Here is a 21846-nt window from a genome sequence, read left to right as displayed (position 1 = left end):
GAGGTACCGTCCAGTGTGTGTGGCGCGATCTGGTCCATCCACTGACCCCACCTCCCCCTTGATGGGGGAGGCAAGCGCAGCTTGTGAGCGCAAGCGAATTAGCGAAGCTCGGAGGGGGTGGTGCCACGCCCTCGATCTGAGTGCGAGGGGCCAGGGAGCAGTCTGTTCCGGCCGGCGTCAAGACCCCCGCGACCGCATCTCATGCCGGCGCCGATGCAGGTCATGCATCCGATCCTGCAACGCCGGGTCGGGGCCGTCGACCGGCAACCCCGGCGCGATGGCGGTGATCGGTAGTCCGTTGACCGGGGACTGGCCATCGCCCATGGCGGTGCGCCACTCGGTCAGCTGCGCCGATGAGACGGCGTAGACGATGCGGCCCAACCCGACCCAGGCATGGGCTGCGGCGCACATCGGGCAGTGCTCACCCGAGGTATAGACGGTGGCGACGGCGCGCTCGGCGGAGCTCATGTTGGCTGCCGCCCATTTGGCGATATCGATCTCGGGATGCCGCGTCGCATCGCCGGTCGATTCCCAGTTGTGCTCCTCGAACAGCACTTCGCCGGAGGCAGAAACGAGGATCGAACCGAAGGGGTCGTTGTTGGTGCCGAGCGCGGCTTCCGCCAGTTCGGCACAGCGCAGCAGGTGCTTGTGGTCGGTCTCGTTCATCATCAGCTCCAGGTGGCGAGGCGGGCGGTTTCGGCGGTCAGTGTGTCGAGCAGGACGGCCCGCGCTTCCGGCGTCGAGGGCCGCTCGTTGCCGTTGAAGACGTGGCCATGCTCGCTCATCAGGTCGAGCAGGAAGAGCGCGACATAGAGGCTGAAGATGTGGTCGTTGCGGTGGCCTGCCGCGTCCATCCAGTAGTCGACATAGTGTTTGGGGCCGCGCATCGAGGTGAGCGCGGCAAGGGTGAGCGCCGGGGCGTAGCGCGGGTCGCCGAAGCAGAGATCGTCGACATCGACGATGCCGGAGAAGCCGCCTTCGGGGCCGACGATGACGTTGCGGGTGGTGGTATCGTGGAGGAACGGCGTTGCGGTGATGGCGTCGAGTTCGGCCCGATGGCGGTCGATCGCCGCGCCAACCGGCGCGAGCACTGCCGGGTCGAACAAGGCCGCGGCGGTGAGGCGCTGCACCGAGCGGGCGAAGTTCGAGTCGAGCTCGTTCGACCAGCGGTCGTGCGGCGCGGCTTCGGGGGTGGCGGCATAGCCATAGCGGTTGCCGCCAGGGGATCTGGCCGCGGCGGTCTGCGCTGCCGCGACGCGTTCGGCAATGGCGCGCAGTTGCGGGTCGGTGAGCTCGGTCACGACATTGCCGAGATCGGTGCCCGGCAGCCGCTCGATCAGCATGTAGGGAAAGCCATCGATGCTGCCATGCGCGAAAACCCGGGGCAGCGGCACGCCGAGTTCGTGGAGCTCTGCCATCAGGCGAGTGCCCTCGGCGAGACCCGCGGCGCGGTAGGGGTGGCCGAGGCGCGCCACGACCGGTTCACGCCCAACGGACGAGATATCGAAGACGTAATGCGCGGCGCCGGTAGCGAAGCGCTCGATGTGCTCAGGCGACCAGCCGAGTCGCTCCTCGACGGCGCGGGCCGCGAGGACGGCGAAATCCGGCTCGTCGCTCATCGGCCGTCCGGATAGACCGCCGGCCCCTTGAGTTCGAGTTTGTTGCCCCAGGGGTCGAGTACATAGAACGAGTTGCCCATGCCGCGGGCACCCCCGTGCAGCGCTTCGCGCTCGATGCGGACATCGTGCGCCGCGAGATGGGCGCGCATCGCGCCTTCATCGAAGGGGCTCAGCGCGATGCAGACATGGTCGACATTGCGGCCGCCCTTGACGGGCGGGACGGCAGAGGCGGCGCCCGGATGGGTGATGTCCCAGAGGACGATCAGCGCTGCGCCGCACCAGACCTGCTCCATGCCGAGCGCCGGATAGGAATAGCCCGGCTGGCAGCCGAGCACGTCGGCATACCAGCTGGTGGCTTTGGAGAGATCGTCGACGAGGAAGACGACGTGGTCGATGCCCACGAGCGAGAAGGGTGGGCGGGTGTCGGTCATCGCTTGTTCCATTTGGCGCGGGCGTCGTCGTCTTCGGGCTTGGCCTCGACCCAGCGCTCGCCTTCGGGCGTCGCTTCCTTCTTCCAGAACGGGGCGTCGGTCTTCAAGTAGTCCATCAGGAAGGATGCGCCATCGAAGGCGGCCTGGCGGTGCGGGGCCAGCGTCATCACCTGGACGATCGGCTCGCCCACGGCGAGGCGGCCATAGCGGTGGATGACCGATGCCTTGATGAGGCCGAAGCGCACGACCGCCTCGGCGATGGCCTTGCCGATCTGCGCTTCCGCCAGTTCGGGGTAACTCTCGAGCGTCAGCGTGCTGACCGGATCATCGGGGCGCGAGCGGACGAGGCCGGTAAAGGTGACCGCCGCGCCGGCGCCGGCCGATGCGGCAAGGAAGGCATTGGTCTCGGCGCCGGGATCGAAGGGCGCCTGCTGCAGGCGGACCGACACGGTCAGCCGCCGGTCATCGGCGGAAACAGGGCGACGACCTTGGCGTTGCCGATCGGGGTCGAGTGCGGGACGATTTCAGTATCGAGCGCTGCCTTGATCAGGCTGGGCTTTTGCATCGCCAGATCAGCGGCTTCGTCGCGATCCCTCAGCCACTGAATCAGGTCGCCGACGGTGACCACGTCAGGCGGAGGTGAGACGTCTTCCTCACCGCGGTTGAGGCGCTCGCGCAGCCAGGCGAAATAGCGGATCTTCATAGTTCAGGTCCCGACAGATGCGGCCAGGTGGAGCGCAGGTATTCCCAGCCGGTCCAGACGGTGAGCCCGCCGGCGATCCACAGGAACACATGGCTGATGAAGCCGAGCCCGAGCAGCATCGGCGCGGCGATGATCAGGCCGAGCGCCACGAGCTGTACGGTGGTCTTCCACTTGGCGAGGAAGGTGACCGGCACGCTGATCGAGCGGTTGCCGAGATATTCGCGGAGGCCGGAAACGAAGATCTCGCGCAGCATGATCGCGATGGCCGGGATCAGGTCCCAGCCGTTGAGGTCGCGCGTCCAGGCGAAGGTGATGAGTAGCGCCCCGACCAGCAGCTTGTCGGCGATCGGATCGAGCATCTTGCCCAGCGCCGAGTTGAGATTCATCTGCCGGGCGAGGAAGCCATCGAGCCAGTCGGTGACGGCGGCGGCGATGTAGAGCAGCAGCGCCAGCCAGCGCAGCCATTCCCAGCCGCTGACGAGGAACAGGCAGATCACCGGAATCGCAAGGATGCGGCCGATGGTCAGCTGGTTGGGAAGCGTCATCAATTGCGGAGGGATTTGCATGCCGGGAGAAGACGCTATCGCCGTGGCGCGGTCAAGGCAGGGTGGGGCGGCAGGGTTGCGGGAAGGTTGAAGGGGGTGCTGGCAGAATCTAGCAGCGTGGGCCTTCTCCCCTTGTGGGAGAAGGTGCCCGAAGGGCGGATGAGGGGTATCTCTCCACGCACTCTGTCGCTCGTCGCTTCGCTCCGATCGCACAACCTTTGGTTGCGGGACCCCTCATCCGGCCTTCGGCCACCTTCTCCCACAAGGGGAGAAGGCGATCGCTGCGTGGTTCGGGCGTCGGATCCCCGAGAGGATCGCGTCAGGCCACCAACTGCCCCGTCACCCGGCGCCGCTCTTCCACGGCTTCGGCCAGCTTTTCCAGCACTTCGACGGTCGACTCCCAGTCGATGCAGCCGTCGGTGATCGACTGGCCGTAGACCAGCTCCTTGCCGGGCACCAGATCCTGGCGGCCGGCGACGAGGTTGGATTCGGCCATGATGCCGATGATGCGCTTGTCGCCGGCGGCGATCTGGGCGCCGACGTCGGCCAGCACCATCGGCTGGTTCTCGGGCTTTTTCGACGAGTTGGCGTGGCTGGCGTCGATCATCACTGCCGGGCGGATGCCGGACTTTTCGGCTTCCTTGCAGGCGGCATCGACGCTGAGCGCATCGTAGTTGGTCGCCTTGCTGCCGCCGCGGAGGATAATGTGGCAGTCGTCATTGCCGGTGGTTGCCGCGATGGCGGAGTGGCCGGACTTGGTCACTGCCAGGAAATGGTGCGGCTGGCTGGCGGATTTCACCGCGTCGAGCGCGATGCGGACATTGCCGTCGGTGCCGTTCTTGAAGCCGACCGGGCAGCTCAGCCCCGAGGCGAGCTCGCGGTGCACCTGGCTTTCCGTGGTGCGCGCCCCGATAGCGCCCCAGGACACCAGATCTGCAAAATACTGCGGGGTGGTCATGTCGAGGAACTCGGAGCCGGCGGGCAGGCCGAGATTGTTGATCTCGAGCAGCAGCGAGCGGGCGAGCCGCAGCCCGTTATCGATATCGAAGCTGCCATCGAGATTGGGGTCGTTGATCAGGCCCTTCCAGCCGACGGTGGTGCGGGGTTTCTCGAAATAGACCCGCATGACGATCTCGAGGCTGCCGGCAAGGCGCTCACGGACCGAGGCGAGGCGACGGGCATAGTCGAGCGCCGCCTTGGGATCGTGGATGGAGCAGGGGCCGACAACGACGGCGAGGCGGTCGTCGACGCCGTGCAGGATGTTGTGCAGCGCATGGCGTGAGCTGATCACGGTGCGGGTTGCCGCGTCGGTGCGCGGGAACTCGCGGATCACCTCTTCGGGGGTTCGGAGTTCGCGGATCTGTTTGATGCGCAGGTCGTCGGTGGATTTCAGCATTTCGTCGGTTCCTGGGGCGTCCTTTTGGGGGATTTGGGCACCGGCGACAAAAAAGCCGCCAGGTGGTCTGGCGGCTTTTTGGGTATTTTCGGTTTGGTGTTTTACGTCAAACGCGCCCCTTCGGCTGCCAGCGGCTTCCGGTGGTAAAATACCAATACGAATAGGCGGCGCGAAGGTTCATGGCCGGGTTTGTAGCCGAGGCGGATCGACTTGTCACGGGGCTCAATTCATCCGTTCGTCGAATAATGAAGCACTCTCCTAATCGCCACTATCCTTGGCGGCCGCCGTCTTGATGGCGGCGAAGACGCGGAGCGCCGCTTCGAAATCGGCGGGGTCGAGCGCTCCGAGCACTTGGCGGCGGAGCGCCATGACGTCCTCGTTCACCTCGGCGACGACCTCGCGGCCACGCTCGGTGAGGGAGACGGCGTTGGCGCGGCGGTCGGTGGGGTCGGGCTCGCGGGTAACGAGGCCGGAGGCCTGCAGCTCATCGATCAGCCGGACCAGCGAGGCGCCTTCGATGCCGATGGCGTCGGCGAGGGCGTTCTGGCGCACATTCTCGCCCAACCGGTCGATCCAGATCAGCGGCGCCGAGGCGGCTTCCGACACGCCGTGCTTGGCGGCGACGGCCCGCGCCATCTTGCGCCACAGCCGCCCGGTGAGCAGCAGGTCCCGGGTGAGATCGCGCATCAGGTGTGCAGGATCGCTTGTTGCCATTAATTAGTATCCTAATTATACGAAGCCAAATTGTATAGCTCCGATGTCGGAATACGCCACCGGGGCAGGGCCCCGAGGACGCAACGAATGAGTTCGCAACCGAACAACCACAAATGGATGGTGCTGAGCAACACCACGCTGGGGATGCTGGCGGCAACGATCAACGCGTCGATCGTGTTGATCAGCCTGCCAGCGATCTTCCGCGGCATCGGATTGAAACCGCTCGACCCCGGCAACACCAACGTCCTGCTCTGGACCATCATGGGCTATATGGTCGTCACCTCGGTGCTGGTGGTGACCTTCGGCAAGCTCGGCGACATGTTCGGGCGCGCCAAGGTCTACAATCTCGGCTTCCTGATCTTCACGCTGGCCTCGATTGCGCTGAGCTTCATGCCGACCGGCGACGGCGCGGCGTATTACCTGGTCGGGCTCAGGATCGTGCAGGGGATCGGCGGGGCGATGCTGACCTCGACCGCCACGGCCATCCTGATCGACGTGTTCCCGACCCAGCAACGCGGGCTGGCGCTGGGGATCAACACCATGGCGGCGATCGCGGGGCAGTTCATCGGGCTGATCCTGGGGGGATTGCTGGCCGATATCGACTGGCGCTGGATCTTCTGGATCAACGTGCCGATCGGCCTCGTTGGGACCATCTGGGCCTATGTGAGCATGAAGGACTATGTGCCGACGCGGCATAGCAAGATCGACTGGTGGGGCAACATCACCTTCGCGGTTGGCCTGGTGCTGCTGCTGATCGGGGTCAATGACGGCATCCAGCCCTACCATAACGACCTGATGGCCTGGGGCAGCCCGCAGGTGCTGGCCGAACTCGGGCTCGGGCTGGTGTTCCTCGCCTTCTTCTTCTTCATCGAGACCAAGGCAAAGCCGCCGATGATCGACCTGAAGCTGTTCCGCATCAGGCCGTTCTTCGCCGGCATCTCGGCCAACCTGATGACCTCGGTAGCGCGTGGCGGGCTGCAGTTCATGCTGATCATCTGGTTGCAGGGGATCTGGCTGCCGCTGCATGGCTACAGCTTCGAATCGACGCCGCTCTGGGCCGGCATCTTCATGATCCCGCTGACCCTGGGCGTGCTGATAGCAGGGCCGGTCGCCGGCATGCTCGCCGACCGCTTCGGGCAGCGGGCCTTCGCCAGCCTTGGCATGCTGCTGGGCGCTTCGACCTTCCTCGGGCTGATGCTGCTCAATGCCGATTTCGACTACCCGGTCTTTGCGACGCTGCTGTTCCTGAACGGGGTGGCCTCGGGGCTGTTCTCGGCGCCCAATGCGACGCAGACCATGAACGCCGTGCCGGCTTCCGAGCGCGGGCAGGCAGCGGGCATCCGCGCCACGGCGATGAATGCCGGGCAGGTGCTGTCGATCGGCATCTTCTTCACGCTGATGATCGTCGGCCTCGCCATCAGCCTGCCGCAGAGCATGGAGAGCAACCTCGTCGCCGAAGGCCTGAGCGCGCATGTGGCAGCGCAGGTTGCCGCGGCGCCGCCGGTGGCGAGCCTGTTCGCGGCCTTCCTCGGCTACAACCCGATGGGCGAACTGATCCCTGCGGGCGCGCTGCAAGCGCTGAGCGCGGCGCAGCAGGCGGTGATCACCGGCAAGGAGTTCTTCCCGCACCTCTTGGCGGCGCCGTTCATGGTGGGGATCAAGATCGCCTTCTCCATCTCGCTGCTGCTGTATCTGCTGGCGGCGCTGACCTCGTGGCTGGGCGGCTCGGCCGGCGGCAAGGCTCCGGAGCGGATGCCGGATGGGGTTGAGCAGGCGGCTTGAGGGGATTTCCGCTGTCCCTCGCTGAGGAAGAGAGGAGAGCTTACTCACTCGTCATCTTGCACGGCATTTTCCACACCCACCGGGTGTCATCCCTGCGAAAGCAGGGACCCAACGTGCCCCCGCGCCGGCTGATGGCTGGGTCCCAGCTTTCGCTGGGATGACATCGGGGGCGGGGGGATTGCAGTGGGTCGGCTCGACCACGCTGGAGTGCCCTGCCGGCGCACCGCCCCGTTGATCTCCCGCAACTGAAGCCGCATAAGCCGCGGGCGATGGCCAAGGCGCTGAAGAGAAAACGCGACAACCGTGCGGCGCTGCCTTTGGTGGCGCCGTTCGTAATCGTCTACGCGGCCTTGTTCCTCTATCCGACGCTGCAGATGCTGGCGATGAGCCTGACCGACGGGCAGTTGATCCTGCCGGGCGAATGGGTGGGGCTGAACAACTACCTGAAACTGTTCCGCGACTGGCGCTTCGGCAACTCGGTGGCCAATACCGCGTATTTCGTCGCGCTGACGGTGGTGCCGGGAACGCTGCTGGGGCTGGGCTTCGCCATGCTGGTGGTGCGGCTCAAGGGGTTCTGGCAGGCAGTGGTGCTGGCGGTGTTCTTCCTGCCCTACATCCTGCCGGTCACCACGGTGACCTCGATATGGACCTGGTTCGTCTTTGGACCAGGGCAGGTTGTGCTGCCCGACCGGGTGCTGGGGCGGCCGCCTTTCGTGTTGCCGATCGCGGCTGTTATCACCGTGTGGTGGACGGTCGGCTTCAACGTGCTGCTGTTCATGGCCGGGCTGAAGAACATTCCGGCCGAACTCTATGAGGCGGCGAAGCTCGACGGGGCAGGGCGATGGACGCAGTTTCGCGCCATCACCTGGCCGCTGATCTGGCCGGTGACGGTTTTGGTGCTGACCATCCAGTTGATCATGCAGATCAAGGTGTTCGACCAGGTGTACCTCCTGGTGCAGGGCGGACGGGTCGATGCCTCGATGGTGCTGGTGCAGTACATCTACACGCTGGCCTTCCAGCGCAACCAGGGCGGCTATGCCGCGACCGTGGCGGTGGCGCTGTTCGTCATCGTTGCCGCCGTGTCCGTGCTGCAGTTCCAACTGCTGCGGGCGCGTAAATGATCCGCAGGTTGAACTTCGCCGGGCTGGTGCTGGCGCTGGTGACGGTGGTTGCGGCGGTCGCCTGGGCGTTTCCATTGGTATGGGCGATCCTCACGACGGTGGCGCCGCAGGCGGATGGAACGCCGCTCGACGGGCTGGCGGTCTATGCCAAGGCGCTGTTCGGTACGCCAATCGGGCTGTGGTATCTCAACTCGCTGGTGACTTCGGGCACTGTGACACTGGTGGTGATCGCGATTAGCTCCGCGGCTGGCTACGCCATTTCGCAGCTCGAATTCTGGGGGCGGAAGGCGCTCTGGTACCTGATCCTTGCGAGCTTCATGATCCCGGTGCAGGCGCTGATCGTGAACCACTTCCTGCTGATGAACGGCTGGAAGCTGATCAACAGCTGGGCCGGGGTGATCCTGCCGCAGCTGATCGCGCCCATTGCGGTGATCGTCTACAAGCAGTTCTTCGACAGCGTTCCCAGGGAACTGAGCGAAGCCGCCAAGGTTGATGGGGCCAGCCACGCGCGGCTGCTGTGGAGCATCTACCTGCCGGTCAACTGGGGGGTGACGGCGGCGCTGGCGATCATCGTGTTCATCGGCGCTTGGAACGCCTTCCTGTGGCCGTTCCTCGTGGTGACGAAAGAGCCGCTGATGAATGTCACGGTGGCGATCGGCCAGGTGGAGCAATATCTCGGCGTCGGCGGGCTGGCGGCTGCGCTGCTTGCCGGGTTGCCGGTGGCGCTGGTTTATCTGGTGTTCCAGAAGAAGGTGACCGAGGCGATCATGCTGTCGAGCGGTATCAAGGGCTAGCCATACATCCGTCGCGGGTTTGCCCCGAACTGGCCGCGCAGATGAATGTGTTATGAACGAAAACGCATGGCTCGGACGGCGGGCTGGGCTCCAGCCCCCACAATCCTGAACGCAAACTTAACTTGAGTTCACGCGACATGCGCAGAGCGCATAGCTCGGGTGCGTAATGCCCTACTGGTTGGGTCGGGTTGGCGGCCTTATATCAGCGTCACCAAACAGAAGGGGAAACCAAATGAACATTCGTCAGAAGCTCTCGCAGTTCGCCGCCTACAACCGCACCGTCCGTGAGCTCTCGCAGCTGAGCAACACCCAGCTTCGCGACCTCGGCATCACCCGCGACGACATCAAGTCGGTCGCCCGTACTGCGGTCAACTAAGCAGCTTTCTCAGCGATGAGATGAACGAAGGCGCCCATCGGGCGCCTTTTGTTTTTGGGGGTGTGCGTTTTACTGGCGCGTGCCCAGATGATCTTCATGCGGCCTCTGCCTCCGGCGCGCTAGGAGTGGCCGGGCCAGTGCGGGAAGGGTACCCCCACCCCTGTCCCCTCCCCGCAGGGGGGAGGGAGACCAAAACACCGGCGTCAGTGTCAGCGTCTCCTCCCCCTTGCGGGCCTTTGCGGGGGAGGGACAGGGTGGGGGGTACACTCTGTGCGCTATAGCTTACGCCGCCTTGGCATAAGGGCGGGTGTCTATGATCTGGCCGGTGGCGGTGCCTTCGACGGCTTCGAGGTAGCCCTTCGCGGTGTCCTCGGGAGTCATGCGGGCGACCTTGCCGGCGTTCCACTCGGGCGCGCCGACCAGCGGCGGGCTGACCAGGTTGATGCGGATGCCGCGCGGCAGTTCGAGCGCGGCGGCGCGGGTAAAGCCCTCGAGCCCGGCATTGACGGTGGCGATGGCGGCGACATTGGGGATGGGCTCGCGGGCCCACCAGCCGGCGGTGAGGGTGATCGAGCCGTTGTCGCGCAGATAGGCCGGGGCGATGCGGGCGAGGTTGATCTGGCCCATCAGCTTGTAATCGAAGCTCATCTGGAAATCGGCGGGCGTCAGGTCGGCGAGCGGCTTATAGGCGGCGCCGCCGGCGGCGCTGATGATGGCATCGACCGGGCCGACGGATTTGAGCAGCGCTTCGAGGCTGGCGCTATCCTGGATATCGGCCTTGTGTGGGCCGTTGCGCGAGGCGGAAATCACCTCGTGGCGGGGCGACAGGGCGGCGACGACGGCCTTGCCGATGGTGCCGGTGGCACCAATGACGATGATCTTCATAGCAATGTCCTTGAGAGAGTATCTGCGCGTCCGGGGCTGGGATCCGGCGGGTGTTGCGCTGTCTAGCTGCCGTTGAAGTGGTCGTAGATCTGTTGTGCGAGCTGGGTCGACACACCCGGCACTGAGGCCAGGTCCGCGAGCGCCGCTCGGCCAACCGCTTTGGCTGAGCCAAAGCGTTGCAGCAACGCACGTTTTCGTGTTGGCCCGATGCCCTCGATCTCGTCGAGCGGGTTCTTGATCACGTCCTTCTTGCGCTTGGCGCGGTGGGTGCCGATGGCGAAGCGGTGGGCTTCGTCGCGCAGCCGCTGGACGTAGTAGAGCACGGGATCGCGGTGCGGCAGCATGAAGGCCTCGCGGCCTTCCATGAAGAACTTCTCGCGGCCGGCGTCGCGCTCCTCGCCCTTGGCGATGCCGATGAAGGTCACTTCCTTCTGGAGGTTCAGTTCGGCGATGACCTGGCGCACCGCATTGAGCTGGCCGGCGCCGCCGTCGATGAAGACGACGTCGGGCCAATCCGGCATGCCGGTATTCTCGTCTTCGGCTTCCGGCTCGCTCTCGTTGGCTAGGCGGGTGAAGCGGCGGGTCAGCACTTCGCGCATCATGCCGAAATCGTCACCCGGGGTGATATCGGTCGAGCGGATGTTGAAGGTGCGATAGTACTTCTTGTTCAGCCCCTCTTCGCCGGCGACGATCATGGCGCCGACGGCATTGGTGCCGGAGATGTGCGAGTTGTCGTAGACCTCGATACGGCGCGGCGGCTCGTCGAGGCCGAACAGCGTGGCGACGCCTTCGAGCAAGGTCTTCTGCGTCGCGCCTTCGGCCAGCTGGCGGCCGAGCGCTTCGCGGGCATTGTTGAGGGCGTGCTGGACCAGGTCCTTCTTTTCGCCGCGCTGCGGCGTCTGGATCGAGACCTTCGAGCCGGCGCGGGCCGACAGAGCCTCCTCCATCAGCTCCTTCTCGCTCAGCTCATGCGACAGCAGGATCTGCTTGGGCGGCGTGCGATCCTCGTAGAACTGGCTGATGAAGGCCTCGAGCACTTCGGCATCGGAGAGCGAGGCGTCGGCGCGCGGCCGGAAGGCGTGGTTGCCCCAGTTCTGGTAGGCGCGGAAGAAGAACACCTGGACGCAGAACTGCCCGGCCTCGTGGCCGATGGCGAAGACGTCGGCTTCCTCGACCGATTTCGAGGCGACATCGCCCTGCGACTGCACCAGGGCAAGCGCCGAGAGGCGATCGCGCAGCAGCGCGGCGCGTTCGAAATCGAGGTTTTCCGCCGCGACATTCATGTCGGCGGCGAGGTGATCCTGCACCGACTTGGACTTGCCGGAGAGGAACTGGCGGGCTTCCTCGACCAGCTCGTTATAGTCGGCCATCGAGATTTCGCCGGTGCAGGGGGCCGAGCAGCGCTTGATCTGGTGCAGCATGCAGGGCCGGGTGCGGGCCTTGTAAAAGCTGTCCGAACAGGTGCGGAGCAGGAAGGCGCGCTGCAGCGCGGTGATGGTGCGCTTGACCGCCAGGGCCGAGGCGAAGGGACCGAAATAGTGGCCCTTGATGCGGCGCGAGCCGCGGTGCTTCTTCAGCTCGGCGGCTTCGTGCTCGGTGGCGATGAGGATGTAGGGGAAGCTCTTGTCGTCGCGCAGCAGCACGTTGAAGCGCGGCTTCAGGCGCTTGATCAGGTTGGCTTCGAGCAGCAGCGCTTCGGCTTCCGTCTCGGTGCGCACGAACTCCATGTTGCGCGTTGCTTCGATCATCCGACGGATGCGGATATCGAGGCCTTCGGGGCGCGTGTAGTTGGTGACGCGCGCCTTGAGGTTGCGCGCCTTGCCGACATAGACGACCTCGCCGGCCTCGTCGAACATCCGGTAGACGCCGGGCGAGGGGGGCAGGGTCTTGACGAACGCCTTGATGACCTCGGCGCCGTGAATAGGAGGCGTCTCGGTCATTTGCGCCTCGGGGTCGGGCCGCGGCGGGCCGGCCATTCGATATGCTCGCCGCCATCGAGGACGATCATCTGCCCGGTCATCGCATCGAGGCCGAGGATGGCGACGACGCCATCGGCGATGCCCTCGGCATCGGCGCTGCGGCCGAGCGGCAGCTCGGTCAGGCGGCGGGCATGCGCTTCGGGCGAGACATGCGGCGGCGGCACGGTGGGGCCGGGGCCGACGGCGTTGACCCGGATGCGCGGCGCCAGCGACTGCGCCAGGGTGCGCGTCATGGTCCAGAGCACGGCCTTGGACAGGGTGTAGCTGAAATAGGCCGGCGACAGGTCGAGCACCCGCTCATCGATAATGTTGATGATATTGCCCCTGGCATCGGCCGGCAGCTGGGCGGCGAAATCGCGCGACAGGAAAGCCGGCGCTTCGGCGTGCACGGCGAAATGCGCGTCCCACAGCGCTTCGTCGAGATCGGCGACGGCGTCGCGCTCGAACAGCGAGGCGTTGTTGACGAGCAGGGTCAGAGGGCCGAACCGGCTCGCCGCATCGGCCACCAGCCGGGCGCGCTGCGTGCGGTCGGCGAGGTCGGCGCCGATAGTGGCGGCATTGCCGCCGGAGCCACGGATTTCGGCCGCCACCGCCTCGGCCTTCCCGGCTGAGGCGCGGTAATGGACGACGACTGCCCAGCCATCGTCCGCCAGCCGGCGCGCAATGGCGGCGCCGACACGGTCGGCGGCGCCGGTGACAAGGGCGACACGGCTGGAATCGGCCGGGATATGTTCGGGTGCGGATGTCATGAGTCGAGCCGGAAGATAGGGCTTCGCGCGCGGGGGTTCAATTGACGGCTGTGAGCGCCGCGAACCGCAAGTCATGCGATGCCGGATACGCCGATCGGCAAGCAGACTGGGGGAGGGCGACAGGCAACAATTGCCGGTCCACCCGGATTTCCCCCGCTGCTTCAAGTACGTGCAAGCTTGTGACTACCGACTCTCCGCAATCGGGCGTAACGTCGCACTTGCGAGTTGGGGGCCACTCGGCTTCCACAAAGCTGGATCTGAGGAGCGTCCAATGGAAGCAATTATTCCGATTCTCGTTCAACTGATTGGCGGCGGCGTCGGGGGTAACGGCATTGCGGCCGTGCTCAAGCAGGTCAATCTCGGACCGGTCGGCAACACCATCGCCGGCGCGATCGGCGGCTGGCTCGGCACCTGGCTGGCGGGCATGATCCCGGGACTTTCCGGACTGGTCGGTACCGCGGCGACAGCAGCCGGCACCGGCGGCATGGATATCGGCGCGCTAGCCGGGCAGGGGCTGACCGGCCTCGTCGGCGGCGGCATCCTGACCACCATTGCCGGGCTGATCAAGAACGCCACGATGAAGAGCAGCTGATACTGATCTAGTTTCCGCTATTTGCCCCGGGCGCCAGGCCCGGGGCTTTCGACTGCATAGAGTAGTATCCATGGCTGAGCCCCCCGCCGGGCAACCCCGCCGCCGGGCCGACAATGTCGCGCTCGGCATTGGCCTGACCCTCCTGGCCATCGTCATCTTCGGCATCCAGGACGCCCTCACCAAATCGCTGGTGCAGACGCACTCGCCGTACCAACTCGCCATGCTGCGGTTCTGGGCGTTCGCGGCGTTTTCGCTGGTGCTGGTGAGCCGGCAGGGACCGCTGAGAGAGGCGTTCCGCTCGAAATATCCCTGGCTGCAATGGCTCCGGGCCATCCTCCTGGTGGTCGATGTCTGGTTCTTCGCCATGGCGCTGAAGACCGTACCGCTGGCGGAGCTGCAGGCGGTGGTGCTGGTCTATCCGCTGATGGCGACGCTGGTGGCGATCCCGATCCTCGGCGAGAAGGTCGGGCTGTTCCGGCTGGTCGCGGTGTTCATCGGCTTCTGCGGGGCGCTGGTCATCGTCAGGCCGGGTGGCTTGCCGATCGATGGCGGGGTGATTTTCGCCATCCTCTCGGCCGCGAGCTATGCCGTCTACATCGCGCTGACCCGAAAAGTGTCGAGCGCCGACACCACGGCGACCAGCATGGTCTATGTCGGGGTGGGCGGGCTGCTGCTGACGACGGCGGTCGGGGTGTTCTTCTGGCAGCCGATGGACCTTGCCGCCATGTTGCAGATGGGGCTGGTGATGATCACCTCCACGGCGGCGCATGGGCTGATGATGGTGGCGCTGTCGCGAGCCCCGGCCAGCACCTTGCAGCCGTTCAACTATTTCGCGCTGCCCTGGGGCATTTTCCTCAGCTACCAGGTGTTCGGGCACCTGATCGACCCGGTGGCGCTGATCGGCGGCGGCATCATCGTCGGCGCCGGGTTGGTGGTGATGGCGCGCGAGCGGTATCTGAGCCGGGTCGGGCGGCGGGGTGAGATGACGGCGGCGGAGGAAGAGACGCTGCCGCATTGAGGGGGCGCCGGTGGTCATCGGATGCAATTAAGCGTGTGGCCCCACCCCCTCCCATCCTCCCCCATCAAGGGGGAGGTGTCTGCGGTGCTTGGGGGAAGGGGGCGCCAAAAGCACAAGACCCACCTCCCCCTTGATGGGGGAGGCAAGCGAAGCTTGGGAGCGTAGCGACCTAGCGCAGCTCGGAGGGGGTGGGGCCACACGCACGAGCCCTTGAATCCCCACCCGCTCAGGGACATCTGACTGACAACGGGCACTGGTGCTCGGGGAAGGGGATTGGCCGATGGTTGTGCTGTTGGAAGTCGTGCTGGTGCTGGGGCTGATCGGCGTCGTCGGCAGCTATTTCTTCCGCGGCAAGCGCGATGCCGAGCGGCAGGAAGTGCTCGAGCGGCGGGTCGAGGCCTATATGCAGACGATCCGACGCGAAGGCGGCAATTCCGAGCTCGCGGCAATGGGCGATCTCGAGCTCAGGGACCTGCTGCTGTCGAGCGCCCGCAACCTTCGGGTGCAGGCTGAACGCAAGTGGTACATCCTGCTTGGCGGCGGCGCGGCCGCGGTGCTGGCGGCGATCGCCATCGGCACCGAAGAGGGGACGCGCGGCTTCGGCATCGTGCTGCTGGTGGCGGCGCTGGCGCTCTACGGCATCAACGAATTCATGGGCCGGCGCATGCGCGAGCCGCTCGTGGCGCGCGGCATCGACGTCGAGCGGCTGCGGGTGGAGTAAGGGGACGGCGTTCTTCGGGAACTGCGCCGTTGGGGGGTGGGGGCGCAATGCCCAATCCAACCGCCGAGTGTCATCCCTGCGAAAGCAGGGACCCAACTATCAGTTCGTGCCGGCGGTGAAATGGGTCCCTGCTTTCGCAGGGATGACATCGCAGGTGGGGTGAGCCCGGCGGATCAATTCGGCTACGCTACAGCCGCCGCATCTTGCCGACCATGAAGACCACGGCGCCGGCGATCACCAGCACGATCGGCGCCAGCACCATGATCGAGAGAATTGTCCCATCGATGTGGATGCTGCCGTTCTTCTGCAGCTCGGACAGTCCGAAGCGCTCGATGAAGAAAATGCCAAGCCCCACGCTGGCGAGCGTGGAGGCGAGCTTCACATATGGCTTCATCTGCGGCGTGGACATGGGGCACCGGGCGCTGTGTCTTTGCGTGACTCGAGATTGTCGCGCTTTCGAACCGGAAAAGTCTGCAACTTTTCCTGAAAACGCTTCCTAGATAGGCCGCGTCACAGCGCCCGGCAAGCAGGTCAGTTGCTGAAGCAGAACGACACGTTGGGCCGGCCGAAGCAGGCCTGGCTACGATAGAACGGATAGATCGGGCGGGCGCGGTAGCGCGGGCGCTCCAGGTAGAAGCCGTCATCGTAGTCGTCGTAATAGTCGTCGTCGTAATAGTCGCGGTCGCGGTAGCGATCGGCATTGAGGTAGTTGGCGTTCACCCAGCCATCGGGCCCGCGCTGCTCGATGAGGCACCAGGCGCCCTTGCAATAGTCGATCTCGACCCGCTGGCCGGGGCGCAGCACGCCCACGACGGCATAGCCGGTGCTGGGGCCGGAGCGGACGTTGACGGTCGAGGAGGCATAGGCGGTGGCGGCGCTGGCCGCAGTGGCGCCGGCGACGAGCGCGAACAGCGCGCTGGCGAGGCCGATGGCGATGTGACGGAGGGGCATGGCGGGTCCTTTCGGGAGGTAACGTAGTCTCGAGATCCCCAAACGGCGCCAACCTGCTCCGCGTTTCCTGAACCGAAAATGAACAGTTGCGCCCCGGTTTACTGCCTCATCGGCGGGGGCAGACCTGCGCGTAGTCGCCGCGAATGCAGATGATGTCGCCGTAGAAATCATACTCGCGGTAGCGCTGATGCGGCCGCTCGAGGAACTGATAGTCGTCATAGTGCCGCTCGCCGCCGTAGAAGCCGCCGGCATAGCTGCCGCTGGCGTGATCCACCGCGGCGACGAAGCCATGCTTGCTGTAGTGGCGCGGTGTGGTCAGGTAGTTGGCGTCGACCCAGCCATCCGGGCCGGATTGGCGGATCAGGCACCAGGGACCGCGGCAGTGATCGATGCGGACCCGCTCGCCGGGCGCCAGCACCGCGACGATCGGATGGCTGCCGCCGGGGCCGGCGCGGACATTGACCACCGTGGAGGCCACGGCGCCGCCTGCGCTGGCCGGCGCGCTGCCGAGGCCGAAGCCGGCGAGGGTGATGAGGACCGAGAGGACGACGCGGGCAGCGGACATGCCGGGCTCCTTTGCTGCATGAAGCGCTGGAAGTAACGCACGACAGGGCTGGAACGCTGCGTTGCCGCGGGCCGGGACGTTAACGGCCGGTAAACGAAAGCGCTCCCGGGGGGAGGTCCCGGAAGCGCTTCAAGGTCGGCTGGAGAGGACGGCGAAGCCGCCTCTGACACCGGATCGTTTCGCCGTTCCGGCGAAGCCGACCGGTTAGTAGCCAGTGCCACCGCCGATGCAGAACTGGGCGCCCTTGCCATCGACGCAGAAGCTGCTGCCGAAGCCGTAGCCGTAGCCGGGCTTGACCGGGTAGACCGGGCCATCATCGTAGTAGTCGAAATCGAGCACGCTGGCCTTCACCCAGCCATCCGGGCCGGGGATCTGCACCTTGTACCAGTTCTTCCACTGGCCGATGACCTTCACCTTGTCGCCTTCGTAGACGGTGTTGATCGGCTGCGAGCCGTTCTGGTGGTTCTTGCGGACGTTGGCGTCCTGATCGACATAGGCCCAGGTGGCGGCCATGGAGGCGCCGGCGGTGGCGAGGACGATAGCGGTGGCCAGAGCCGCAGTCTTGATGCTGGTGATGAACATGACGGGATCCTTTTTGGAGTCGTTGAAGTCGTTAGCGGCATTTCTGCCTTGTCATGAGGTGTAACAGGGCCAACCTGAACGCAGCCTGAAACCCCTGTAAATCTGCGGTAAACCGAGAAATTGAAAGCGCCCCCGGGAGGCAGATCCCGGAGGCGTGATGGTGAAGCGGATTGGGCGTTTCGAGATCGGATCGTTTCGCCTTCGGCGAAGCCGACCGGTTAGTAGCCGCCGCTCAGGCAGAACGAGGCGCTCTGGCCGTTGATGCAGAACGAGCCGCCATAGCCATAGCCGTAGCCGGGGAACGGGCCCGGGAACTGCGGGGCGAAATCGAGCACGTTGCCCTTCACCCAGCCGTCCTGGCCCGGGATCTGCAGCTTGTACCAGTTGTTCCACTGGCCGACGATCTTCACCTTCTGGCCGGCCTGGACCCAGTTCACATTGGCAGAGTTCTGCTTGTGCCACTGCTTGACCTTGGTGTTGTTCTCAACCCAGGCGTACTGGGAGGCCATGGAAACGCCGGCAGTGGCGATGACGACGAGGGTGGCGAGAGCGGCGGTTTTTAGAGTGCGGAAAGACATCTTCGGTTTCCTTCGTTTCAGGGTTGGGTAGGAGGATTTGCCGTTGGCAAAGTCCCCTTGGCGTTGCTGCCTTGACCGTGAAGTTAGAAGGATGTGCCTGAACCGAAGCTGAAACCCTTGTTTAGGTAGAATGATTTAGCGCGTCGCGCCAAATCTGTTCATCATTGTGGCGGCGCTTACCAGCAGAAGAAGCTGGGGTCGTCATCGTCGTCGCAGGTCTTGATCGGGTCGAGCGGATCGAAGCCTTCGAACTTGTATGGAGTGACTTCGAGCTTGGCGCCGGAGCCCACCAGGTAGGAGCCGCGCACCCAGCCGGCCGGCTCGCCATCCTTGCCGAGGAACAGGCACCAGTTGGACTCCCTGGTGCAGCGCTGCAGGTGCACCTGGCTGCCCTTGGGAAGCGTGCCGATGGTGCGGTAGCCGGCCCCCGGGCCGCTGCGCACCGGAATATCGGCCGAGGCGCGCGCCGTACCGCGCGACGCGGCCTCGGCAGGCAGCGCCGCCAGGCTGGCGGCCACGAGGCTGAGGGCGAGAAGGGCGATGCGCATCGGGGGCTCCGGTCGTGTTGTTGCTCTTGTTGTGACTCAGCAACGCCGGAAAGCGGGCGAAATCGGGGCAGGTGAGTTGGGGGGCGGGCCCCGATCGTGTCGTGGCACCCCCTTGGACGTGAGACCAGCGTCGCACATCCTCCGCTCCATTGAGGAGTGTGGAGGGAGGGCACCAAGCTTCCACAAATTCGATGTCATCCCAGCGAAAGCTGGGACCCAACTATCCACCGGCTCAGGCTTCGAGATGGGTCCCAGCTTTCGCTGGGATGACGGCCGGTGGGGAGGCAAGAGCCGGGGCATACTCTTGCCCGACACCTGACCCGCTTCCAGTGCCAGCCTACATCCGCACCGCGCCATGGTCGCCGATCGGCGGCCTCGCTCCGGTGATGGCGGCGGTGAGCATCAGGGCGGTGGCGACGAGCTGGTCGGGGCCTTCCCAGATCTCGGCATTCTCCGGGGTGACCGTCAGCAGGCGGATCTCCGGATCGTCGGCGCTGTCCCACCAGGCTCTCGCGAAGGGCGTCCACAGCTCCTTGATCTGGGCGCGATCGTTACTGACTGCCGCCTGTCCGGTGATGGCGACATAGTCCTGCGCGTCGTGATCGGCGAAGGCGAGGGTGACAGTCGGGAACTTCTCGAGCTGCTCGACCAGGGTGAGGGCCGGGGCGCCGGTGGCCTCGGCTAAGGTGGTGCCGCCATGTACGCCGATGAGGAACTGTATTACGTCGCCATCGCGATCGACATGGGCCGCGAGCGGGCGGGTGCGCTGCTGCGCCCCATCCCAGGTGGTGACGAGGGCGATGCGGATATTCTCGGCGAGCTGCCACGCCTTGTCGGTGAGCTCAGTCGGGGAAAGGCGATGTTCTTCGTTGGCCATACTCAGCTCCTGTCGTTGCTGCGTCTAGCAACGGACGAGCAGGCTTGGCGGTTGCCTTGGCGACCGATCGTCGTTGGAGGTATGGCGGACCCCTCTCCCCCAGGGGAGAAGGGACGGTGGTGCTCAGAGCCCTGGTCGAGCCCCTACATCTGCACCGCGCCATGGTCGCCGACGGCCGGCTTGGCGCCGGTGACGGCTGCGGTGAGCATGAGGGCGGTGGCGACCAACTGGTTGGGGCCTTCCCAGATCTCGGCATTCTCCGGCGTCACCGTCAGCAGGCGGATTTCGGGGTCGTCGGCGCCGTCCCACCAGGCTTTGGCGAAGGGCGTCCAAAGCTCCTTGATGCGCGCGCGATCGTTGCTGACCGTGGCCTGGCCGGTGACGGTGACATAGTCATGCGAGCCGTGATCGGCGAAGGCGAGGGTGACGGTCGGAAACTTTTCCACCTGCTGCACCAAGGTGAGGGCCGGGGCGCCAGTGGCGTCGGCCAGCGTGGTGCCGCCATTCGCACCGATGAGGAACTGGATCACGTCGCGGTCGCGATCGACCGTCGCCGCAAGCGGGCGGATGCGCTGCTGCTCGCCATCCCAGCTGGTCAGAAGGGCGATACGGATCCTTTCGGCGAGGTGCCAGGCCTTGTCGGTGAGCTCATCCGGAGTGAGGCGGTGTTCTTCATTGGCCATGGTCGGCTCCTGTTGCTTGTGATGAGGCAACGAGCCAATGGGGCAGGGGTTGCCGCCTGGCGGCGAAGTGATCAGTAGCGGATCGGGCGGCGGCGCTTGATCTCGGCGATGCGCTCGGCATCGGCCTCGGCGCTGAGGTAGCGGCCGCGCTCGAGGATTTCGAGGGTGTATTCGCGGTAGGTGAGCCCCATCGCCTCGGCGCGGCGGGCGCGCATCACGGCGATATCGTAGGGCACATCGTTGAAGGCCTTTTCGCTGGCAGCCTTCCACTCGAAATAGTTGCCGATGCCGTTATCGCCCCAGGGACGCGGGGAATCGTTCAGCGGCGGGCCGCCGTTCGAGAGCGGGGCGACAGGTGCCACCGTCTCGTTGCTATCGTTGATGTCCTGCTGGTCGAGGGTGTGGCGTTTCAACATGACGCCATGTTCCAGCGGCGCGGCGGCAAGATCAATGCAGTCGGCGTTATGGCTGCCATCAATCCTGCCGATGGCTCAGGCGCGGGTTTCGGCTCCGGTGATGGTGCCGAACAGCCGCTCGAGCAAGCCCTGGTCGCGGTGGCCCTCGCTCTCTTTCTTCAGCTGCACCAGCAGCGCGCTGGTGGCGTCGAGGCGCTGGCAGGCGAGGGTGGCGACGTGCAGCGCGGCGATCGGGCTCTGTTCGAACCAGCGCAGCCCATCCTCGATGTGGCGCACTTCCACCGGGGTGAGGGCGGTGACATTGGCCGAGTGATCGGCGCCGAGCAGGATGCTCATCTCGCCGACCAAGGTGCCCGGTTCGGAAATGCGCGCCACTTCGACGCCGTCGCGCTCGACCACCAGCCGGCCGGAGACGAGCACGAACAGCTCGCCGCGCGACTCGCCGGTTTCGATCAGCCGCTCGCCGCGCGCGAGGCTCAAGGTCGGATAGGCATTGGTCAGCGCCAGCAGATTGGCCATGGTCGATCCCCCGTCTTGCGGCAGGCTAGCCGCACAATGCGTGGCCGTCGAGTCGGCGCAGCCCGGCGCCGTTGGGCGGCTAATGCACGGTCACGGTCCCCTTCATCGAGGGGTGGATCTTGCAGATATAGGCATGCGCACCAGCGGCGCGGACGGTGACGGTGGCGCGCGCGCCGGTCGACAACCGGCCGGTGTCGAAGGCGCCGTCATTGGCGGTGGCGGTGTGCGGGGCGCTGTCCTTGTTGATGAAGGTGATGGTGTCGCCCTTCGCGACGGTGAGCTTGGCGGGTTTGAACTTGTGTCCCTGGATGGTGACGGTGTGCCCGGCCGCCTCGGCGGGCAGGACGCCGAGGGCAAGGCCGCCGATGACCAGCGGCGCCGCCAGGGCAACGGCGAGGAACGGATTGCGCATGCGAGCCTCCTCCGGGATGGCCCAGCAAGGCTAGGAGCCGGCAGGCGGTGGCGCAATGCGGGGTCACGGAGTGGTGAAGGGGTGAGGGCAGGGTAGAGCTTGGCGCAGCGGCCCGCAGCCGGGCGCCCTCTCCCGCTTGCGGGGAAAGGCAATCGCACGCAATGAGAGGGGAGCGCTGATGAACGATTGCTCCGCAACCAGGGGGCTCCCAAAACCCCCTCTCTGGCGAAAACTAAGGACTTAGCTGCGCTAAGCCCAAGTTTTCGCTTTCTCCCCCGCCAAGGGGGAGA

Annotated in this window: 29 protein-coding genes; 7 read left to right on the top strand and 22 right to left on the bottom strand. The window is 65.6% G+C overall.

What is annotated here, in order from left to right; genetic code table 11:
• Nucleotides 1–177 precede the first annotated feature (177 nt).
• The 8 genes from AC1ROK_RS26805 to AC1ROK_RS26770 form a co-directional block, all read right to left on the bottom strand.
• A complete protein-coding gene (locus AC1ROK_RS26805) occupies nt 178–666 on the bottom strand; it encodes a nucleoside deaminase (RefSeq protein ID WP_492852688.1) in 489 nt (162 codons plus the stop codon).
• A 2-nt stretch (nt 667–668) separates the two neighbouring features.
• The gene (locus tag AC1ROK_RS26800; protein WP_492852686.1) at nt 669–1619 is read right to left on the bottom strand and encodes an aminoglycoside phosphotransferase family protein; all 951 of its coding nucleotides are present in this window, start codon (nt 1617–1619) and stop codon (nt 669–671) included.
• Complete coding sequence (locus AC1ROK_RS26795; protein WP_492852684.1) at nt 1616–2050, bottom strand: VOC family protein; 435 nt, start codon at nt 2048–2050, stop codon at nt 1616–1618. Before AC1ROK_RS26795 ends, AC1ROK_RS26800 begins: the two co-directional genes overlap by 4 nt.
• Entirely contained in the window at nt 2047–2499 is a 453-nt protein-coding gene (locus tag AC1ROK_RS26790; protein ID WP_492852682.1) for a molybdenum cofactor biosynthesis protein MoaE, read from the bottom strand. The genes AC1ROK_RS26795 and AC1ROK_RS26790 overlap by 4 nt, the downstream gene beginning before the upstream one ends.
• Nucleotides 2500–2501: 2 nt before the next feature.
• Complete coding sequence (locus AC1ROK_RS26785; protein ID WP_492852680.1) at nt 2502–2753, bottom strand: MoaD/ThiS family protein; 252 nt, start codon at nt 2751–2753, stop codon at nt 2502–2504.
• On the bottom strand, nt 2750–3298 hold the full coding sequence (gene pgsA / locus AC1ROK_RS26780; RefSeq protein ID WP_492852678.1) for a CDP-diacylglycerol--glycerol-3-phosphate 3-phosphatidyltransferase: 549 nt from the start codon (nt 3296–3298) through the stop codon (nt 2750–2752). The genes AC1ROK_RS26785 and pgsA overlap by 4 nt, the downstream gene beginning before the upstream one ends.
• A gap of 319 nt (nt 3299–3617) precedes the next feature.
• Nucleotides 3618–4694, bottom strand: coding sequence for a 3-deoxy-7-phosphoheptulonate synthase (locus AC1ROK_RS26775; RefSeq protein ID WP_492852676.1), 1077 nt, complete (start codon nt 4692–4694; stop codon nt 3618–3620).
• 258 nt (nt 4695–4952) lie between these two features.
• Nucleotides 4953–5408, bottom strand: a complete 456-nt coding sequence (locus AC1ROK_RS26770; protein ID WP_492852674.1) for a MarR family winged helix-turn-helix transcriptional regulator — start codon at nt 5406–5408, stop codon at nt 4953–4955.
• A gap of 87 nt (nt 5409–5495) precedes the next feature.
• Here AC1ROK_RS26770 and AC1ROK_RS26765 point away from each other — a divergent pair, with 87 nt between their 5' ends.
• From AC1ROK_RS26765 to AC1ROK_RS26750, 4 genes are all read left to right on the top strand, one after another.
• Nucleotides 5496–7190, top strand: coding sequence for an MFS transporter (locus AC1ROK_RS26765; RefSeq protein ID WP_492852672.1), 1695 nt, complete (start codon nt 5496–5498; stop codon nt 7188–7190).
• Between the two features lie 269 nt (nt 7191–7459).
• A complete protein-coding gene (locus AC1ROK_RS26760; RefSeq protein ID WP_492852670.1) occupies nt 7460–8311 on the top strand; it encodes a carbohydrate ABC transporter permease in 852 nt (283 codons plus the stop codon).
• Nucleotides 8311–9105 (top strand): carbohydrate ABC transporter permease, encoded by a 795-nt coding sequence (locus AC1ROK_RS26755; protein WP_492852748.1) that lies wholly within the window; start codon nt 8311–8313, stop codon nt 9103–9105. The genes AC1ROK_RS26760 and AC1ROK_RS26755 overlap by 1 nt, the downstream gene beginning before the upstream one ends.
• Nucleotides 9106–9337: 232 nt before the next feature.
• Nucleotides 9338–9481, top strand: coding sequence for a DUF1127 domain-containing protein (locus AC1ROK_RS26750; protein WP_082434123.1), 144 nt, complete (start codon nt 9338–9340; stop codon nt 9479–9481).
• Nucleotides 9482–9763: 282 nt separating this feature from the next.
• Here AC1ROK_RS26750 and AC1ROK_RS26745 read toward each other — a convergent pair whose 3' ends face one another.
• The 3 genes from AC1ROK_RS26745 to AC1ROK_RS26735 form a co-directional block, all read right to left on the bottom strand.
• Nucleotides 9764–10366, bottom strand: a complete 603-nt coding sequence (locus AC1ROK_RS26745) for a short chain dehydrogenase (RefSeq protein WP_492852668.1) — start codon at nt 10364–10366, stop codon at nt 9764–9766.
• Nucleotides 10367–10428: 62 nt separating this feature from the next.
• Nucleotides 10429–12342 carry an excinuclease ABC subunit UvrC gene (uvrC, locus tag AC1ROK_RS26740; protein ID WP_492852666.1) on the bottom strand — a complete coding sequence of 638 codons (1914 nt, stop codon included), beginning with the start codon at nt 12340–12342 and terminating at the stop codon, nt 10429–10431.
• Complete coding sequence (locus AC1ROK_RS26735; protein WP_492852664.1) at nt 12303–13094, bottom strand: SDR family oxidoreductase; 792 nt, start codon at nt 13092–13094, stop codon at nt 12303–12305. The genes uvrC and AC1ROK_RS26735 overlap by 40 nt, the downstream gene beginning before the upstream one ends.
• 271 nt (nt 13095–13365) lie before the next feature.
• On the opposite strand from AC1ROK_RS26735, the gene AC1ROK_RS26730 reads away from it, so the two are divergent.
• From AC1ROK_RS26730 to AC1ROK_RS26720, 3 genes are all read left to right on the top strand, one after another.
• Complete coding sequence (locus tag AC1ROK_RS26730) at nt 13366–13686, top strand: hypothetical protein (protein WP_492852662.1); 321 nt, start codon at nt 13366–13368, stop codon at nt 13684–13686.
• A 70-nt stretch (nt 13687–13756) separates the two neighbouring features.
• Nucleotides 13757–14704 (top strand): DMT family transporter, encoded by a 948-nt coding sequence (locus AC1ROK_RS26725; protein WP_492852660.1) that lies wholly within the window; start codon nt 13757–13759, stop codon nt 14702–14704.
• A gap of 280 nt (nt 14705–14984) precedes the next feature.
• Nucleotides 14985–15425, top strand: coding sequence for a hypothetical protein (locus AC1ROK_RS26720; protein WP_492852658.1), 441 nt, complete (start codon nt 14985–14987; stop codon nt 15423–15425).
• Nucleotides 15426–15612: 187 nt separating this feature from the next.
• Here the strand turns inward: AC1ROK_RS26720 and AC1ROK_RS26715 are convergent, their stop codons facing one another.
• The 11 genes from AC1ROK_RS26715 to AC1ROK_RS26665 all read right to left on the bottom strand — a co-directional run bounded on the left by AC1ROK_RS26715 (nt 15613) and on the right by AC1ROK_RS26665 (nt 21556).
• On the bottom strand, nt 15613–15834 hold the full coding sequence (locus AC1ROK_RS26715) for a hypothetical protein (RefSeq protein WP_492852656.1): 222 nt from the start codon (nt 15832–15834) through the stop codon (nt 15613–15615).
• Between the two features lie 122 nt (nt 15835–15956).
• A complete protein-coding gene (locus AC1ROK_RS26710; RefSeq protein WP_492852654.1) occupies nt 15957–16376 on the bottom strand; it encodes an SH3 domain-containing protein in 420 nt (139 codons plus the stop codon).
• A 106-nt stretch (nt 16377–16482) separates the two neighbouring features.
• The gene (locus AC1ROK_RS26705) at nt 16483–16941 is read right to left on the bottom strand and encodes an SH3 domain-containing protein (protein WP_492852652.1); all 459 of its coding nucleotides are present in this window, start codon (nt 16939–16941) and stop codon (nt 16483–16485) included.
• Nucleotides 16942–17145: 204 nt separating this feature from the next.
• Nucleotides 17146–17523 (bottom strand): SH3 domain-containing protein, encoded by a 378-nt coding sequence (locus tag AC1ROK_RS26700; protein WP_492852650.1) that lies wholly within the window; start codon nt 17521–17523, stop codon nt 17146–17148.
• A gap of 218 nt (nt 17524–17741) precedes the next feature.
• The gene (locus tag AC1ROK_RS26695; protein ID WP_492852648.1) at nt 17742–18101 is read right to left on the bottom strand and encodes an SH3 domain-containing protein; all 360 of its coding nucleotides are present in this window, start codon (nt 18099–18101) and stop codon (nt 17742–17744) included.
• 176 nt (nt 18102–18277) lie between these two features.
• Entirely contained in the window at nt 18278–18649 is a 372-nt protein-coding gene (locus tag AC1ROK_RS26690) for an SH3 domain-containing protein (protein WP_492852646.1), read from the bottom strand.
• Nucleotides 18650–18986: 337 nt separating this feature from the next.
• Nucleotides 18987–19526 (bottom strand): pyridoxamine 5'-phosphate oxidase family protein, encoded by a 540-nt coding sequence (locus AC1ROK_RS26685; RefSeq protein WP_492852644.1) that lies wholly within the window; start codon nt 19524–19526, stop codon nt 18987–18989.
• A gap of 143 nt (nt 19527–19669) precedes the next feature.
• Nucleotides 19670–20209, bottom strand: coding sequence for a pyridoxamine 5'-phosphate oxidase family protein (locus AC1ROK_RS26680; RefSeq protein WP_492852642.1), 540 nt, complete (start codon nt 20207–20209; stop codon nt 19670–19672).
• 71 nt (nt 20210–20280) lie between these two features.
• Complete coding sequence (locus AC1ROK_RS26675) at nt 20281–20625, bottom strand: hypothetical protein (protein WP_492852640.1); 345 nt, start codon at nt 20623–20625, stop codon at nt 20281–20283.
• Nucleotides 20626–20700: 75 nt separating this feature from the next.
• On the bottom strand, nt 20701–21144 hold the full coding sequence (locus AC1ROK_RS26670; RefSeq protein ID WP_492852638.1) for a Crp/Fnr family transcriptional regulator: 444 nt from the start codon (nt 21142–21144) through the stop codon (nt 20701–20703).
• A 79-nt stretch (nt 21145–21223) separates the two neighbouring features.
• Nucleotides 21224–21556 (bottom strand): cupredoxin domain-containing protein, encoded by a 333-nt coding sequence (locus AC1ROK_RS26665; protein ID WP_492852636.1) that lies wholly within the window; start codon nt 21554–21556, stop codon nt 21224–21226.
• Between the last annotated feature and the right edge of the window lie 290 nt (nt 21557–21846).

Source organism: Devosia sp. GW821-FHT12F11 (assembly GCF_058806655.1).
The sequence above is the reverse complement of the archived record's forward strand: the minus strand, read 5'-3'. Positions and strand labels throughout refer to the sequence as shown.

What these genes read in the sequence shown, in the direction of transcription:
- AC1ROK_RS26805 (WP_492852688.1), bottom strand. Translation starts at nt 666, where the DNA reads ATGAACGAGACCGACCACAAGCACCTGCTGCGCTGTGCCGAACTGGCG.
- AC1ROK_RS26800 (WP_492852686.1), bottom strand. Translation starts at nt 1,619, where the DNA reads ATGAGCGACGAGCCGGATTTCGCCGTCCTCGCGGCCCGCGCCGTCGAG.
- AC1ROK_RS26795 (WP_492852684.1), bottom strand. Translation starts at nt 2,050, where the DNA reads ATGACCGACACCCGCCCACCCTTCTCGCTCGTGGGCATCGACCACGTC.
- AC1ROK_RS26785 (WP_492852680.1), bottom strand. Translation starts at nt 2,753, where the DNA reads ATGAAGATCCGCTATTTCGCCTGGCTGCGCGAGCGCCTCAACCGCGGT.
- pgsA (WP_492852678.1), bottom strand. Translation starts at nt 3,298, where the DNA reads ATGACGCTTCCCAACCAGCTGACCATCGGCCGCATCCTTGCGATTCCG.
- AC1ROK_RS26775 (WP_492852676.1), bottom strand. Translation starts at nt 4,694, where the DNA reads ATGCTGAAATCCACCGACGACCTGCGCATCAAACAGATCCGCGAACTC.
- AC1ROK_RS26770 (WP_492852674.1), bottom strand. Translation starts at nt 5,408, where the DNA reads ATGGCAACAAGCGATCCTGCACACCTGATGCGCGATCTCACCCGGGAC.
- AC1ROK_RS26765 (WP_492852672.1), top strand. Translation starts at nt 5,496, where the DNA reads ATGAGTTCGCAACCGAACAACCACAAATGGATGGTGCTGAGCAACACC.
- AC1ROK_RS26760 (WP_492852670.1), top strand. Translation starts at nt 7,460, where the DNA reads ATGGCCAAGGCGCTGAAGAGAAAACGCGACAACCGTGCGGCGCTGCCT.
- AC1ROK_RS26750 (WP_082434123.1), top strand. Translation starts at nt 9,338, where the DNA reads ATGAACATTCGTCAGAAGCTCTCGCAGTTCGCCGCCTACAACCGCACC.
- AC1ROK_RS26745 (WP_492852668.1), bottom strand. Translation starts at nt 10,366, where the DNA reads ATGAAGATCATCGTCATTGGTGCCACCGGCACCATCGGCAAGGCCGTC.
- uvrC (WP_492852666.1), bottom strand. Translation starts at nt 12,342, where the DNA reads ATGGCCGGCCCGCCGCGGCCCGACCCCGAGGCGCAAATGACCGAGACG.
- AC1ROK_RS26735 (WP_492852664.1), bottom strand. Translation starts at nt 13,094, where the DNA reads ATGACATCCGCACCCGAACATATCCCGGCCGATTCCAGCCGTGTCGCC.
- AC1ROK_RS26730 (WP_492852662.1), top strand. Translation starts at nt 13,366, where the DNA reads ATGGAAGCAATTATTCCGATTCTCGTTCAACTGATTGGCGGCGGCGTC.
- AC1ROK_RS26725 (WP_492852660.1), top strand. Translation starts at nt 13,757, where the DNA reads ATGGCTGAGCCCCCCGCCGGGCAACCCCGCCGCCGGGCCGACAATGTC.
- AC1ROK_RS26720 (WP_492852658.1), top strand. Translation starts at nt 14,985, where the DNA reads ATGGTTGTGCTGTTGGAAGTCGTGCTGGTGCTGGGGCTGATCGGCGTC.
- AC1ROK_RS26715 (WP_492852656.1), bottom strand. Translation starts at nt 15,834, where the DNA reads ATGTCCACGCCGCAGATGAAGCCATATGTGAAGCTCGCCTCCACGCTC.
- AC1ROK_RS26710 (WP_492852654.1), bottom strand. Translation starts at nt 16,376, where the DNA reads ATGCCCCTCCGTCACATCGCCATCGGCCTCGCCAGCGCGCTGTTCGCG.
- AC1ROK_RS26705 (WP_492852652.1), bottom strand. Translation starts at nt 16,941, where the DNA reads ATGTCCGCTGCCCGCGTCGTCCTCTCGGTCCTCATCACCCTCGCCGGC.
- AC1ROK_RS26700 (WP_492852650.1), bottom strand. Translation starts at nt 17,523, where the DNA reads ATGTTCATCACCAGCATCAAGACTGCGGCTCTGGCCACCGCTATCGTC.
- AC1ROK_RS26695 (WP_492852648.1), bottom strand. Translation starts at nt 18,101, where the DNA reads ATGTCTTTCCGCACTCTAAAAACCGCCGCTCTCGCCACCCTCGTCGTC.
- AC1ROK_RS26690 (WP_492852646.1), bottom strand. Translation starts at nt 18,649, where the DNA reads ATGCGCATCGCCCTTCTCGCCCTCAGCCTCGTGGCCGCCAGCCTGGCG.
- AC1ROK_RS26685 (WP_492852644.1), bottom strand. Translation starts at nt 19,526, where the DNA reads ATGGCCAACGAAGAACATCGCCTTTCCCCGACTGAGCTCACCGACAAG.
- AC1ROK_RS26680 (WP_492852642.1), bottom strand. Translation starts at nt 20,209, where the DNA reads ATGGCCAATGAAGAACACCGCCTCACTCCGGATGAGCTCACCGACAAG.
- AC1ROK_RS26675 (WP_492852640.1), bottom strand. Translation starts at nt 20,625, where the DNA reads ATGTTGAAACGCCACACCCTCGACCAGCAGGACATCAACGATAGCAAC.
- AC1ROK_RS26670 (WP_492852638.1), bottom strand. Translation starts at nt 21,144, where the DNA reads ATGGCCAATCTGCTGGCGCTGACCAATGCCTATCCGACCTTGAGCCTC.
- AC1ROK_RS26665 (WP_492852636.1), bottom strand. Translation starts at nt 21,556, where the DNA reads ATGCGCAATCCGTTCCTCGCCGTTGCCCTGGCGGCGCCGCTGGTCATC.